12 protein-coding genes and 1 pseudogene are annotated in these 14,285 nt (G+C 64.3%); 6 read left to right on the top strand and 7 right to left on the bottom strand.

Annotated features, from left to right (window positions below):
• Positions 1-7: 7 nt before the first annotated feature.
• From ACWUKX_RS19175 to ACWUKX_RS19165, 3 genes are all read right to left on the bottom strand, one after another.
• A complete protein-coding gene (locus ACWUKX_RS19175; protein WP_456008427.1) occupies positions 8-2,584 on the bottom strand; it encodes a polynucleotide kinase-phosphatase in 2,577 nt (858 codons plus the stop codon).
• Positions 2,581-3,963, bottom strand: a complete 1,383-nt coding sequence (locus ACWUKX_RS19170; protein WP_456008426.1) for a 3' terminal RNA ribose 2'-O-methyltransferase Hen1 — start codon at positions 3,961-3,963, stop codon at positions 2,581-2,583. Before ACWUKX_RS19170 ends, ACWUKX_RS19175 begins: the two co-directional genes overlap by 4 nt.
• A 165-nt stretch (positions 3,964-4,128) precedes the next feature.
• Positions 4,129-4,764 carry an FMN-dependent NADH-azoreductase gene (locus ACWUKX_RS19165; RefSeq protein WP_456008425.1) on the bottom strand — a complete coding sequence of 212 codons (636 nt, stop codon included), beginning with the start codon at positions 4,762-4,764 and terminating at the stop codon, positions 4,129-4,131.
• 114 nt (positions 4,765-4,878) lie between these two features.
• Between ACWUKX_RS19165 and ACWUKX_RS19160 the strand changes: the two genes are divergently transcribed.
• The gene (locus ACWUKX_RS19160) at positions 4,879-5,826 is read left to right on the top strand and encodes a LysR family transcriptional regulator (RefSeq protein ID WP_456008424.1); all 948 of its coding nucleotides are present in this window, start codon (positions 4,879-4,881) and stop codon (positions 5,824-5,826) included.
• Here ACWUKX_RS19160 and ACWUKX_RS19155 read toward each other — a convergent pair.
• Positions 5,768-6,394, bottom strand: coding sequence for a TetR/AcrR family transcriptional regulator (locus ACWUKX_RS19155; RefSeq protein ID WP_456008423.1), 627 nt, complete (start codon positions 6,392-6,394; stop codon positions 5,768-5,770). The two genes, ACWUKX_RS19160 and ACWUKX_RS19155, sit on opposite strands and share 59 nt — an antisense overlap.
• A gap of 66 nt (positions 6,395-6,460) precedes the next feature.
• On the opposite strand from ACWUKX_RS19155, the gene ACWUKX_RS19150 reads away from it, so the two are divergent.
• A complete protein-coding gene (locus tag ACWUKX_RS19150; RefSeq protein WP_456008422.1) occupies positions 6,461-6,874 on the top strand; it encodes a VOC family protein in 414 nt (137 codons plus the stop codon).
• A 120-nt stretch (positions 6,875-6,994) separates the two neighbouring features.
• Positions 6,995-7,906: pseudogene (locus ACWUKX_RS19145) on the top strand (arginase family protein).
• A gap of 3 nt (positions 7,907-7,909) precedes the next feature.
• On the opposite strand, the gene ACWUKX_RS19140 reads toward ACWUKX_RS19145, so the two are convergent.
• Positions 7,910-8,857 carry a S1C family serine protease gene (locus ACWUKX_RS19140; protein ID WP_456008421.1) on the bottom strand — a complete coding sequence of 316 codons (948 nt, stop codon included), beginning with the start codon at positions 8,855-8,857 and terminating at the stop codon, positions 7,910-7,912.
• 270 nt (positions 8,858-9,127) lie between these two features.
• On the opposite strand from ACWUKX_RS19140, the gene ACWUKX_RS19135 reads away from it, so the two are divergent.
• The 3 genes from ACWUKX_RS19135 (at position 9,128) to ACWUKX_RS19125 (ending at position 11,654) form a co-directional block, all read left to right on the top strand.
• On the top strand, positions 9,128-10,000 hold the full coding sequence (locus tag ACWUKX_RS19135) for a S1C family serine protease (RefSeq protein ID WP_456008420.1): 873 nt from the start codon (positions 9,128-9,130) through the stop codon (positions 9,998-10,000).
• Between the two features lie 8 nt (positions 10,001-10,008).
• Positions 10,009-10,674 (top strand): response regulator transcription factor, encoded by a 666-nt coding sequence (locus ACWUKX_RS19130; protein ID WP_456008419.1) that lies wholly within the window; start codon positions 10,009-10,011, stop codon positions 10,672-10,674.
• Between the two features lie 113 nt (positions 10,675-10,787).
• Entirely contained in the window at positions 10,788-11,654 is an 867-nt protein-coding gene (locus tag ACWUKX_RS19125; RefSeq protein WP_456008418.1) for an SDR family oxidoreductase, read from the top strand.
• Positions 11,655-11,672: 18 nt separating this feature from the next.
• Here the strand turns inward: ACWUKX_RS19125 and ACWUKX_RS19120 are convergent, their stop codons facing one another.
• Together ACWUKX_RS19120 and ACWUKX_RS19115 are read right to left on the bottom strand one after the other, a co-directional pair.
• On the bottom strand, positions 11,673-11,801 hold the full coding sequence (locus ACWUKX_RS19120) for a hypothetical protein (RefSeq protein WP_456008417.1): 129 nt from the start codon (positions 11,799-11,801) through the stop codon (positions 11,673-11,675).
• A gap of 285 nt (positions 11,802-12,086) precedes the next feature.
• Positions 12,087-14,138, bottom strand: coding sequence for an OmpA family protein (locus ACWUKX_RS19115; protein ID WP_456008416.1), 2,052 nt, complete (start codon positions 14,136-14,138; stop codon positions 12,087-12,089).
• Positions 14,139-14,285 lie beyond the last annotated feature (147 nt).

Here is a 14,285-nt window from a genome sequence, read left to right as displayed (position 1 = left end):
ATCCTCATTACAGCCTTGGATCGATTGGCTCGCTCTCCAGCGCCAGCACGCCAAAAACACACTCGTGAATCCGCCGAAGCGGCTGTTTGGCGACAAATCGCTTCAGCGCCTGGTGGCCGAGCGCGAATTCCCTGAGCGCCGAGCTTCGCTTGCCGCCCAGGCTTCGCTCTCGCAGGCGGACCAGATTGTCCGGCGCATCATATTCGGGGCCATAGATGATGCGCAGGTATTCTCGGCCGCGGACTTTCAGCGCCGGCTGGATGAGTCCCTTCTTGCTCCGACTGATGAAGTCGAGCGGTTTAACCACCATGCCTTCGCCACCCGAGCCCGTCAGCGCCTCCCACCAGGCGACGGCCTCCGCACACGCGCTGGCGTCGGCCAGATCAACCGTGCGCCATCGCGTGCGCGTTACCACGCCATCGCCCGCAGCCAGACGGTCTGCAAGGGTCATGTGCCAAATGTGGTCCTGGTCGAACCAAACACGTCCCTCACTGGCGAGCAGGTGGAACGGCGCAACCTTCAGGCCGTCGATGTCCGAGACCGGCCACACATAGGGCGCCCAGGCGATGGCATATTTGGCCGCACGCGAAGCCCGGTCTTCAAGGCGGGCGTTGAGGGCGGTTGCATCGACGCCGCGCGCCATCGCACGGGCTAACGCCTCGCGACTGACCTGGAAGCCGGCGGCCGAGGACGTTGCCACCGGCGCATACTGGCTTTCAATCAAGCTGCTGGCCTTGGCCGACCAGGGCATTATCTCGGTGTCCAGCAGCAGCCAGTCGCTGTTTAATTCCTCCCACAGGTCCGCTGCTTCGACGCCGGCGCGGAGACGGGCGAGCAGGCCTTCCGTCATGGCAGGGTCGTTGAAAAAGGAGCGTCCGGTCCGGGTCCAGATCGCGCCGGTTTCATCGCCCAATGTCCCGAAGCGGTTACGCGCCGTCTGCGCGTCCCGGCACAGCGCGATCACTGCCCGCGAGCCCATGTGCTTCTCCTCACACACCACCTGAGCGACGTCACGTTCGCGGTAGTAAGCGAGGGCGTCCTCAGGACGTTCCAGCCAGCCGCCTAGGCTGCTCGTCTCTGACGGCGACATCGTCGGCGGCAGATAGATCAGCCATTGCGGCGGCAGCGCGAAGCGGCTCATCACCTCCAGCGCTGCCGAAGCATTCTCCTCGGCTACGACAATCCGGCCTCTCAGTTCGGTCTCGATCCAACGGCGACCGGAGACATCCTGGTAGTCGAGTACCCCGTCGGCATCGGCCTGCGCCGATTTGTCCGGCCTGGACCCGCCCAGCGGACGCATCGGTTCCGACCAGGTCTGGATTGCCGGGACACCGACCAGTTCGCGTTCGGGCCAGCGCAAAGCCGTCAGTTTGCCGCCGAATACGCAGCCAGTGTCGATGCACAGGGTGTTGTTGACCCACTCGGCCGACAGCACCGGTGTGTGGCCGTAGATCACGGCCGTCTTGCCACGATAGGCCATGGCCCAATCCGCTCGTACGGGCAGGCCAAATTCGTCGATCTCGCCTGTGGTCTCGCCGTAGAGCGCAAATTCACGCACGGCGCCGGAGCCGCGTCCTATCATCTCTTCCCTAAGGCCGGCATGAGCGACGGCGAGGCGTCCGCTGTCCAGCCAGACATGGCTGCGCAGGCCGTCGAGGAAGGCCGGCAGGGCCTCTCGCAGACCGCGATCCTGAGCGTCCAATTGGTCGATCGTTTGCTGAAGGCCGTGGGCGACCGTGACCTTGCGGCCTTCCAGCCATCGGCCGAGCTTGCGTTCGTGATTGCCTTGGACACAGTAGGCAGTACCGGCTGCGACCATGCTCATAGCGATGCGCAGGACATCGGGCGCGTTGGGGCCGCGATCGACGAGGTCGCCGACAAAGACGATCTTGCGGCCCTCCGGCGGGGTCACGGCAACTGTCCGTTCGTCGCGATCCTCGGACCAAGCGACGCTGTAGCCGAGTCGACTGAGCAGGATCTGAAGCTCATCGGCGCAGCCGTGGACATCGCCTATGATATCGAACGGACCGTGATCGTTGCGCTTGTCGGTCCACAGCGGTTGGCGCGAGACCTTGGCGGTGTCGATGCTGGCCTCGCTGGTAAGCTTCCAGACCTGGCGGAAGCCCTCGCGTTGCAGGCCGCCGAGACCCTTGCGGATTTCGGTCGTCATGCGTTGGGCCACCCCGGGCCCGAACGGCCGGTCGGGGCGCGACGCGTTGCGCGCGACGCAGACATCGACACCAGGATCGATGACCACAGCGACTGGCAGAGCGTGCCACTTGCGCGCCAGTTCGACCCAGGCCTTGCGGTCGGCCGCCCGCACATTGGTGGCGTCGATGACGGCCAGCTTGCGGTGCTTGAGCCGTTTGCCGGCGATCTCGCGCACCAGATCGAAGGCATCGGCCGAGACGTCTTGATCAGTCTCGTTGTCGGTAATGAGCCCGCGGCAGCGATCCGAGGAAATGATCTCGGTCGGCAGGAAATGCTTGGCGGCGAAGGTCGACTTGCCCGATCCGGTCGAGCCGATCAGCACAACCAGAGCGAAGTCAGGGATGGTGAGATCAGTCTTGTCGGGCCCTCTCATCGCGTGAACACCGCCATCTGCGTGGGCGCCCCAAGGACGGGGTCCTCGGCCCCTATGCCGCTGACGACGGCGGCATAGCCATAGGTCTCACCGATTTTTGCCGCCCAGGCTTCGAACTGAGCGCGGCTCCATTCGAAGCGATGGTCCGGGTGGCGAAAGGCGCCAGGGGCCAGGTTGGCGAACAGAACGTTGTAGTCCGCATTCGGAGTGGTCACGATCACCGACTTGGGCGCCGTCTCGCCGAAAACGATGCGTTCGACCAGAGGTAGCCTGTCCTCGTCGAGATGCTCGATGACTTCGACCAGCACCGCAACGTCGGCCTCGGCCCAGCGTCTATCCCGATACGTCAGCGATCCATGTAGCAGCGTGACCCGACCCTCGGGCGGCCCGCCGAACTCGTTCAGCTGGAGACGCTTGGCAGCCCATTCCAGTTCGCGGACTGCAGGATCAAGTCCAAACAGCTTGTGGACCCATCGTTCGCGCACAAGCCGATAGAGTAGCTTGCCTTCGCCGCATCCCAAATCCGCAATAGTGGTTCCGCCGGTGGCTCGAATGGCCTGAACCACAGCGTCCATACGCAAATCGTTCAACCGGATCGGCACCTCCAGCGCCTCCTCGGGCGCAACGCGGACTTCAGGAGGCAGCGCCTCGCCGGCCGTCTCGGGAGCCAATCGCTCCAGGGCGATACGGGCCAAAGCCCCGCGATTGCGCAGATAGCGGCGTACGATCAGGTCTTTGGCGGGATGGTTTTCCAGCCAGCCCTCGCCCTTGGATAGCAGCTTGTCGATCTCAGCCTCGCCGACCCAGTAGTGCTTGGCGTCGTCCATCACAGGGATCAGGACATAAAGGTGGTTCAGCAGGGCACTTAGCCGGCCAGTGCCGGTCAACTTCAGGTGGCCGTATCGCGGGCCGCTTGCACCAGACCCGACATCCCCTATCGGGGTTAGATTGACGGTCCACCCCAAAGGTTCGAACAGGCCTCGAACCAGAGCCTCACCGCCGCGCATCGGCAGCGGTGTCACCACCGCCTCCAGCGGCAGGTCGCTGTCGGCCAATTCCTGACGCTCCTTTGATATGCCGGTCATAGCGGTCCGCAGCGTTTTGTTTAGCGCCACCGACAGGAAGGACGATGCCGCATAGGGCCGGTCGTTTACATACTGGTCCAGCAGGCCTTCTGCCTGACCTTTGCCCTGGACGAGCCCTATCGGATCGACGTCGAGCAGTAGTGCAGCCTCGCAACGCTCGTAAGTCGCCTCGGGATAGAGCAGCCACACCTTGCCGAAGGACAGGTCGGTCTCGTGCAGACGATCGGGATGCTTGTGCAGCAAGAAGCCGAGATCTGTGGCCGGACGATGCGTTGTGGCGACGGAGAGGAACATCGGCGACCGATAGCGCAGACAAGCGGAATAACCAATGGTGTCGCGCGGCTATCCTGGTAAAAGCCATCCAACACTTTGACTCGGGCGCAGCCGCGCTAGCAGATCGCAAAAAAGGCAGGCGCGCGGCGCCTGCCTTTTTCGGTTCTGATACCAGTTGTTCGCGTTCTACGCGGCAGCGGCGACTGCTGCGGTCGAGGCCACCGCCGCATCCACCTTGGCTGACGCCTTGGCCAGAGCGGCCGAGACGGCCTCGGGGCCCATGCCGACGCCCTCGATGCGGATGACTTCGACGTCGGTCATGCCGATGAAGCCAAGCACGCTGCGCAGATAAGGGATGGCGTGGTCCATCTGCACGGCAGCGCCTTCCGAATAGATGCCGCCCGAGGCGAGGACGATGTAGACCTTCTTGCCGGTGACCAGGCCCTTCGGGCCATTCTCGCCATAAGCGAAGGTCTTGCCGGAACGGGCGACGTGATCGACCCAGGATTTCAGGGTCGACGAGATGCCGAAATTGATAAAGCCGGTGGCGAGGATGATGGTGTCGGCGGCGAATAGCTCGTCGAGCACGGCGTCGGACACGCCGACGACCTCGGCCTGGCGCGGGGTACGGGATTCAGCCGGCGTGTAGATGCCGGCTGAATAGTCCGGATCGATGTGCGGCAGCGGGTTGGCGACGAGGTCGCGCACGACAAGCTTGGCCGACGGATCGGCGGCAACGAGCTTCTCGGCGAATTCGGTGGCGATGCGGGTCGAGTGCGAGGCGTTGCCACGCGGGCTCGAGGTGACAAGAAGAATGGACATGGCGGGCTCTCCAGGGTTGGATGAAATTGTCCCGCCAGATATGAGGTCACGGACCCATTTGAAAAACTGGTAAATTTTCTATACGATCCATCCAAGCATTAGATGGATGCCTACATGCAACCCAACCCGACGCTCGATCAACTTCAGATTCTGGTGACGGTCGCAGAGACCGGCAGTTTCTCGGCCGCCGGCCGCAAGCTCAACCGGGCGCAGTCCGTCATCAGCTACGCCATCGCCAATCTCGAAGCGCAGCTTGGGCTGAAACTGTTTGAGCGCGACGGCACGCGCGAGCCCCAGCTCACGGATGTCGGCCGGGCGACGCTGGAGGATGCGCGTCGCATGGTTGGTGTGCTGCAGCGCATTCGTGCGCGGGTCGACGGCCACCGACAAGGGCTGGAAGCGGAAGTCGTGATGTCGGTCGACGTGACGCTGCCGTCGCCGGTGCTGGTTCGGGTTCTGAAAGCGTTCGAGGCGCAGTTTCCAACCGTGGCGTTGCGCCTGCATGTCGGCACGCTTGGCCTGACGCTCGACCATGTCGTCAGCGGACAGGCTGATCTCGGCGTCGGCGGCATGCTGGGCGAGGCCGATGTCAACCTTTTGCGGATCGGGTTCTTCACCTTGGTGCCCGCCGCGGCGCCCGATCATCCTTTGGCACTGCTTCCCAGACCGGTATCGCTCGAGGAGGTGCGCGAACACATCCAGCTTGTCGTCTCCGACCAGTCGGAGCGGACGCGCGGACGCGACTACGGCGTGTACGCCTATCGTACATGGCGGCTGACGGATGTCAGAACCAAGCACGTGCTGATGCGTGAGGGGCTGGGTTGGGGCGGGCTGCCGAGATGGCTGATCGCCGATGATCTGGCGAGTGGCCGGCTGGTGGAACTCGACCTCGAGCCTTACAGCGAGGTGCATTCGCCGCTGTTTGCCATGCATCGCACCGACCGCAGCCCGAAACCCGCGGCAGCTTGGCTGATCGATCAGTTCAAACGGCAGCTCGGCTGCTTCAACGAGTTCGAGCCGGGCCAGGTGCCTGAGGATGAGTCGGAGACAGTCCATCGATAAGGGCGACAAGTACCTCGCGATAGGGGCCGGTGTCGGCGCCGGCCTGGATAGCGAGCGCCGCCCGATCGAAGGCGGCGGCAAGCAGCGCGGTGAGTGCCTCCACCGGCAATCTCGTCATGGTCTGCGCGCGCATCGCCGCGACGAGGCCCTCGCGCAAGGAACGGTTGCCGTGGCGGTTATCGATGTCGTCCATCGCGGCGCGGCCGAGCACGGCCGGTCCGTCGAGCAGCAGCAGCCGGGTGCGGCCGGGTGCGCGCATGGCGGCAAGGTAGGCGTCGGAACCGGCGATCAGCGCGTCACGGGCAAACAGTGAGGGCGGCGAGGCGCGCTCGATCTCTTCCGCCACAGCTGCCGCCTCTTGCTCGATCACCGCGGCAAACAGCGCCTGCTTGTCGGCAAAGTGGTGGTAGAGCGCGCCGCGCGTGACGCCGGCCGCTGCAACGATCTCTGGCGTGCCGGTCTCCGCATAGGATTTCTCGGTGAACAGTTTTCGCGCCGCGGCGACCAGGTCGGCGCGCGTCGCTTCGGTGCGATCGCGGTTGGAGCGGCGCGCGGGTTTCTGTTGCATACGTGCAGCCTGTATGTTAATAAAATTTACATGCAGACTGTATGTTATCTGACGGGAGAAGGAAAGATGAAGACGACGAGCTATTATCCGGTGCTGATGACGGGCGACGTTGCCGGCACGAAGGCATTCTATATCAAGCACTTCAGTTTCAAGCCGCTGTTTGCGAGCGACTGGTATGTGCATCTGCAGTCGGCCGAGGATCGCCGGGTCAATCTCGGCATCGTCCAAGGCGACCACGAGACGATACCTGAGGAGGGGCGTGGCCGAACGTCGGGGCTGCTGATCAATTTCGAGGTCAAGGATCCGGACGCGGTCTACGAACGGATCCTGGCCGCCGGCCTGCCGGTCCTGCGGTCCTTGCGCAACGAACCCTTCGGCCAGCGTCATTTCATCACTAAAGACCCCAATGGCGTGCTGATCGACGTGATTAAGCCGATCCCGCCGAGCGCGGAGTTCCTGGCGCAGTTTGTTGAGGGGTGACGGGGCCTGAACGACGGCTCCTGGCAGGAACTGTCGGCAGAGGTGAGGGGACGGCTCGGGCCGCGTGACCGGGCGGGCATTCGCGGTCTATGGTGAGCTTGGCAACCTTGGGCCCATTCCATGCGTGAAATCTGCCTTGTCCGCGCACCCTCAAACCTTGGCCTCCGCCCGCTGAGACCAGATCATATACCGGGGACGTGGCGTGCGCCGCAGGCATTGACCGAAGCCGGCTTGATCGAGACGCTTGCGCCCGCCAAAGTCGTTGATCTTGATCGGCCCGCCTATAGCACGGAGCCGCAGCCAGGCACCCGGCTGCGCAACGGCAACGCGATACGCAGCTTCAACCTCGGACTCGCCGAAGTTGTTGCCGGCGCGCTGGGACGAGGCGAATTCCCGCTGGTCGTCGGCGGCGACTGCGCGGTCCTGCTTGGCGCACTGGCTGCTGCACGGCGATCTGGTCCGCTGGCGCTGGTCCATGTCGACGGCCACAGCGATTTCCGGCATCCGGGCAACTACGACATCAACGCTTCGCTCGGCTCGGTCGCCGGCATGGACCTTGCGCTCGCCACCGGACGTGGCGAGCCGTTGCTGACCGACTGGCCTGAAATCGCAAGCCCCCTTGTTGCGGACGAACAGGTGATTCAGATCGGCGAACGCGAGAACCGCGACCCCGACTTCGCCTGGCCTGACATCAATTCGACCGCGATGACGCTGATCGACGTCTTTGCCGTACGATAGCTTGGCGCGGCAAAGGTCCTGGAAAAGACCTGGACCACGCTGGCGCGAACCGGCTGGCCCTATTGGGTGCATTTCGACGTCGATGCGCTCGATCAGACGGTGATGCCGGCGGTGGATTCACCAGGCAGTCCCGGCATCGATCCCAACGATCTCGTCGCCATTCTCGCGGCGCTGGTAGCGGATCCGCGCTGCACCGGAATGGACATGACCATTTTCGATCCTGACCTCGATCCGACCGGAGAGCTGGCCGTGCTGCTGGTTTCGCTGCTTGGCCAGATCTATGCGTCGCGATAATCGTTAGCTTCGCGCCACCGGCATCACCGTGACCTGAGTAATGCCGGTGCGGCGCACCACCGTGCACAGCGTCTCGCGGCCGATGCGCTCGGCGTCGAGCAGGCGCACCAGATCGTCGACGCCGGTGACCGGGCGTCCGTCGATGGCGGCGATGATGTCGCCTTCCCTGAGCCCGGCCTTGGCCGCCGGGCTGTTCGCCTCGACGCTGCGCAGGCGCACCGCCGTGCTGCTCGACACCTGCGACAGCAGGGCGGCGCGGCGCGGCAGGTTTGTCGTGTCGGCCGAGACGCCGATGAAGGCGCGGCGGACGCGGCCGAAGCGGATGATCTCCGAAATGACGAAATTGGCGGTGTTGGAGGCAACCGCGAAGGCGATGCCTTGCGCACCATGGATCATGGCGGTATTGACGCCGATGACCTCGCCCGCCGACGACACCAGCGGTCCGCCGGAATTGCCGGGGTTGAGTGCTGCGTCGGTCTGGATGACGTCGTCGATCAGCCGGCCGGTGGAGGCGCGCATCGAGCGGCCGAGCGCCGAGACGACTCCTGATGTGACGGTCCATTCGAAGCCGAGCGGGTTGCCGATGGCAATGGCGATCTGGCCGCGCCGCAGACGCTTGGAATCGCCGAGCGGCGCGATATCGGCAAAGCTGCCGCCGGCACGCACCAGTGCGATGTCGGTGTCGGGGTCGCGGCCGAGAACACGGCCTTCTCTGGAGACGCCGTCCGGCATGGTGACGCGGACGGTGCGGGCATCGCCGACGACGTGGAAGTTGGTGACGACCAGCCCGTCCGGCGTGAGGACGAAGCCGGAGCCTTGGCCGCCGGCACCACCGATGCGCTCGATGCGGCAGACGGCGGGACCGATGCGGTCCACGGCATCGGCGACCGTTGCCGAATAATCATCGAGCAGCGCATCGTCGAATTGCAATTGCTGGGCGGGGAGGGACATGGCAGGGCTCCGTGTCTTTAGAGCAAGATGAAGGATGCCTATATGTGCGGAGCGGCCGGATCGGCCGCGACCTGACCAGATGGCCAGTCCAACGCCAACTAGCCGTCAGGCGAGTACCCGCGAACGCGCTGCCGAGCGATATCTGGGTTAGAGCGACGAGCGTCCATTGGACTCTCAAAGTACGCTCTAAGACTTTGAGTTCTCGCATCGTGCTTTCCGAAAATCGATACCGATTTTCGGGCCGATGCGATAAAAACCCAGGAGACCAACATGAGCGACTTCAATCTGAGCGCATTTTCCGACGCCATCGCCGATATCGCCGCCGCAGCGGCGCCGGCGACAGCGAGCTTCGCCACGCATCAGCGTCGCACCGCGACCGCCTTCCATTGGCGCGACGGCTATTTTATCGCTGCCGAGGAGGCGGTGGAGGCCGGCGAGGAGATCGAACTGACGCTTTCTTCGGGCGACAAGGTGAAGGCTGAGCTGGTCGGCCGCGATCCATCCACTGGGACGGCCCTTCTGAAGCCGACCGGCGCGCCGGACGTGCCGTCGCTGGCCAAGGCAGGCACGGTGCGGCCGGGCCATCTCGCCATCGCCATCGGCAATAGCGACGGCGCGGGGCTCGCCGCATTCGGCACGGTCGGTGAGGTCGGTCCGGCTTGGCGCTCGATGCGCGGCGGCACGATCGACCGGCGCATCAATCTGGCCGTCAATGCCGGCGGCCGTTTCGAGGGCGGCCCGGTGCTCGACGCCAAGGGCGCACTGATCGGCATGCTGCTGTTCGGGCCGCGCCGGCGGGCGCTGGTCATGCCTTACGAGACGATCGAGCGGGCGGCAGCGACGCTGCGCGAGAAGGGCCATGTCGCGCGCGGCTATCTCGGCGCCGGCCTGCATCCGATCCGCAACGGCGACACGCACGGCGCGATGGTGATGAGCCTCGACGACAATGGCCCGGCGAAGGCCGCCGGCCTGCATCTTGGCGACATCATCGTGTCGTGGAACGGCGAAGCCGCGCATGGCCCGCTCGACCTGATCCGCAGGCTCGGGCCGGACAGCGCCGGCGCGTCGGTGACGCTCGGCGTGGCACGCGGCGGCGAACGGCGCGATGTCGTGCTGACTATCGGCGAAAAGCCGCTGAACTGAGAAGATCGATGGCAAGTCACGGGATCACGGGGCGGCGGCTGACGGTGCTGATCGCGCTCGATGACGCCGTACGTGCCGAACACCTGTCCACGGCCCTTGCCGCGACTGACGATCTGCTGCCGATTGTGGCCGGCAACAGCGATAGCGGCGACAGAGCCGATGTCGCGGTCGTCGATGACAATAGCCTGGAAAGAGAAGCCCTGGAGGGCGGAGGGCTGGAAGGTGCGGCCACCGATCCGGCGATGCCCCAGGTGCTCTTGTCTCAACGAGGCAGGCGGCAGCGGCCCGCCGATACCGTGTTTGCCGTGCTGCCGGCGGCAGCGGACGATCTGCTGATCGCTGCTGCCGCGCGGCTGGCGGCGGCTGGCTACCGGATTTCGGGCGAGGGCCGCCCCTTGTCCGATCGGCATGACGATTTCGCTTTCCATGACGACGACCTCTTCGACGAGGAGCCGGTCGACGACAGGACCGAGCGGCCGGCGCTTTCGCCGCGCGAGAGCGAAGTGCTGGCGCTTTTGGCCGAGGGCGCGCCCAACAAGGTGATCGCGCGGCGCTTGAACATTTCCGTGCACACGGCGAAGTTCCACGTCGCGGCGATCCTAATCAAGCTAGGAGCGGCCAACCGCACCGACGCGATCGCCATCGCCATGCGGCGAGGCCTGGTGCTGGTCTAATTTGTCGTTCCAAAGCCTACGCAGCGTAACTCACATGCGGCGTGTTGGGCCTTGCGCGGCACGCAACCGCCGCGCAAGGATCACGCCTGTGATGTTGCAAGGAGGCGGAAGACATGTCGCTCAAGGGAAAGACGCTGTTCATCTCCGGCGGGTCGCGCGGCATCGGGCTGGCGATCGCACTGCGCGCTGCGCGCGACGGCGCTAATGTGACGATCGCGGCCAAGACCGCCGAGCCGCATCCAAAGCTGCCGGGTACGATCTACACGGCGGCTGAGGAGATCGAGCAGGCCGGCGGCAAGGCCTTGCCGATGTTGTGCGACATACGCGAGGAGGGGCAGGTGGCCGAGGCGGTCGCCCGGACCGTCGAGAAATTCGGCGGCATCGACGTCTGCATCAACAATGCCAGCGCCATCCAACTCACCGGTACGCTGGAAACCGAAATGAAGCGCTATGATCTGATGCACCAGATCAACACCCGCGGCACGTTCCTGGTTTCCAAAATGTGCATTCCGTACCTGAAGTTGGCTGACAATCCTCACATCTTGAATCTGGCGCCGCCGCTCGACATGAAGGCCAAATGGTTCAAGAACCATGTCGCCTATACGATGGCCAAATTCGGCATGTCGATGTGCACGCTGGGCATGAGCGCGGAGTTCGCCAGGGACGGCATCGCCGTCAATTCGCTGTGGCCGATCTCGACGATCGATACGGCAGCGGTGCGCAATCTCCTGGGCGGGGCGACGGTGGCGGCGATGAGCCGTTCGCCCGACATCATGGCCGACGCCGCGCATGCGATCCTGCTCAGGCGGTCGCGCGAAGCCACCGGGAATTTCTACATCGACGAGGAGGTGCTGCGCGCCGAGGGCGTCAGCGATTTTTCGATCTATGCGCCAGATGCAACAGGCCCGCTTGCCGGCGACTTCTTCGTGCCCGACGAGGTGTTCGCGAATTCGGAAATCAACATCAAAAGTATTTACTGACCGGCACGGACGCCGTTCTCAATCCTCGGCTTTGTCGACTTTGCCCAGGCCCATCAGCCGGTCGATATAGGCCAGCATCGGCGCGTCCTGTTCAATCGAAGCCGGAAACAAAAACCCCGCCGGCGAGGGGGTACCGGCGGGGCTCATGTGTCCCGCTGGAGTCGGGACAGGGCAGGGAAGCCCTACTCAGAATCTGGGGTGGACGACCTCGCGATTCAATGCCTGGTTAAATCGCGACGTACATTCTCCTTCAACCTCGGCTCATTGCCGGAAATTGCCCATCCCGGTGAAACCGGGGTGGGCTACGTCTTCCCGTATAGATTCCAGAAACCAGTTCAGGTTTCTGGAATCGTTGCTTTTTAAGTTGGCCATGGTCTTTACGAAAACCGGTTTTCGCCCTTTGCGTCGCTGACCTTCGGTTCGGGACCATGCCTAATTCGCACTGGCGACCGGCGCCACCAGCGAGGTGATGCGGCGGATGGCGACGCGACGGTTCTCGCGCTCAGGCTCCGACGTGTCGACCTTGAGGTACTCCTCGCCATAGCCCTGTGTCGTCAGGTTCTCCGGCGGGATGTTGAAGGCGTTGGTCAGGGCTTCTGCGACCGCCTCCGCGCGACGGTCGGACAGGGCGAGGTTCGCCTCCGGCCTGCCAACGGCATCGGTATGGCCTTCGATCAGGAAGGTTTCCGCCGGGTTCTTCTCCAGCAGCTTCTCCATGGCACTGGCGACGCCTTCGAGTTTCTGCACCTCGGTCTCGGGGATCGAGGCTGAACCGAATTCGAAGTTCAGCGTGTCGAGGTCGATGCGGCGGGCGATGTCGCGCACACGGGCAGAGCGCTTGACCTCGTCGATCGAGTAGAGGCGCTGCACCCTCTCCACCGGCGGCTGTTCGAGGAAGGCATAGTAGTCGTCCGGATCCTCGACCTCTTCGGAATCCAGAATGTACTCCTCGCGCGGAATATCGATCCGAATCGGCGGCAGGTCGTCGCCCGGATCGCGCCAGTCGCGATCGTCGTCATAGTGCCGCTCGTCGACATAGGTCAGCACATATTCGCGTCCGTCGGGCGCAATGCGTGAGCGCCGGACGACGTCGCCGTAGCGGTTGCGGATGGTGACGATCTGGATTCCGTTGTCACGCTCGACGATTTCCCGGGTGCGATCGCCCGACAGCTCCTCATAGTAGACGTTCCTGGCGCCACGGTGCATGCGCGGGGCGTCGTCGCTTTCGACGATCGTCTGGTTGTTGAACTGGAGGATAACGCGGTCGCCGAGTTCCCTGACGACGTCGACCCCTCGCGGGCGCGGACGGCGGCGAATGTCCTCGACGTCGGGCGCACGCTCAACGCGTTTGCCCTTTTCCTCCGTCACCGGAACCATCCTCTCAATCTTGAGCTCCTGCTGGGCTGCCCTGTCGTCAGTGGGCGGCGGCCCCTGGTCGACCGGAGCCGGCTTCGGAGCTTCCGCCTGCTCGCCGTCCTGCTGGGTGGGCTGACCACCCGCGTTCTGACCGCCCGTCTCTTGCGCGTTGTCCTTGCCGCCCTTGCGCTTGCGCCTGGCATCCTTCTGGCTGTCGAATACGGGAGCCGCGTTTGGATCGGACGCTTCGCCCTGGACCGGAGCTTCGCCTTGGGCCGGCGCAGCCTGCTCGCCATCGGCGGGCTGCTCATCGGTTGAGGGCTGCTCACCCGTTACAGGCTTCTTGCCACGTTCCTTAGCCTGATCCCGGGGCTTTTCGCCCTCAGCCGGAGCCGCTTGCCGGTCGGTTGGAAGCGGCTCGGCCTGCTCGCCGGCGGGCGTGTCCTGTTCGGCTGGCGCAGCCTCGATCTGCTGATCCTGGTCCCGCTTCTTGCGCGGCTTGACCTGCTCGTTGTTATTTGCAGGTGCGACCTTCTCGCCTTGCGCCGCCTGTCCGGCAGGCTCTTCGGCAGGTGCCGTTTCGATCTGCTGTTGGTCGCGCTTCTTCCTGCGCGGTTTTTGCTCTTCGGCCGGGGCGGCCTGTTCGGCCGGGGCTGCTTCGATCTGCTGTTGGTCGCGCTTCTTCCTGCGCGGTTGTTGCTCTTCGGCCGGGGCGGCCTGTTCGGCCGGGGCTGCTTCGATCTGTTGTTGGTCGCGCTTTTTTCTGCGCGGTTTTTGCTCTTCGGCCGGGACCGCCTGTTCGGCGGGGGCTGATTCAGTCTGCTGCTGCTCGCGCTTCTTCCTGCGTTGATTGCCCTCGTCCCCGGAAGGCGCGGCCTGCTCAGTGGGAGCCGATTCAGCCTGCCGCTCGCGTTTCTTGCGAGACTTCTGCTCCGGTTCCGCCTGCTGCGCGCAGCCTTCCGCCGACTCGCCTTCGGGGCAGTTAGACTGCGCCAGGATCAGTGGGGCCGTCATGCCTTGCAAAGAATCGAACGCGGCGCTGCCCTGCAACGGGAATGCGCCCAACGGCGCGGACGCCATCAGCAGGCCAAGTGCCGTGCCTGCCAGAATCCGTGGTTGGCGTTTCATTAAAAATCCTCCTTTTGGCGTCCCATCCCGGCCCAAACTGTTCATCAACCGGATTGGTTCCGGTTAGCAGGCATTAACGGCCACGAACGGCGATTGGCCGGCGTTTTGAAGGCGACTTCGTGTCATTCCTATGGTGCCGGCCTATGG

Source organism: Mesorhizobium sp. f-mel, assembly GCF_053850215.1.
This window is presented reverse-complemented; position numbering and strand designations above follow the sequence as displayed.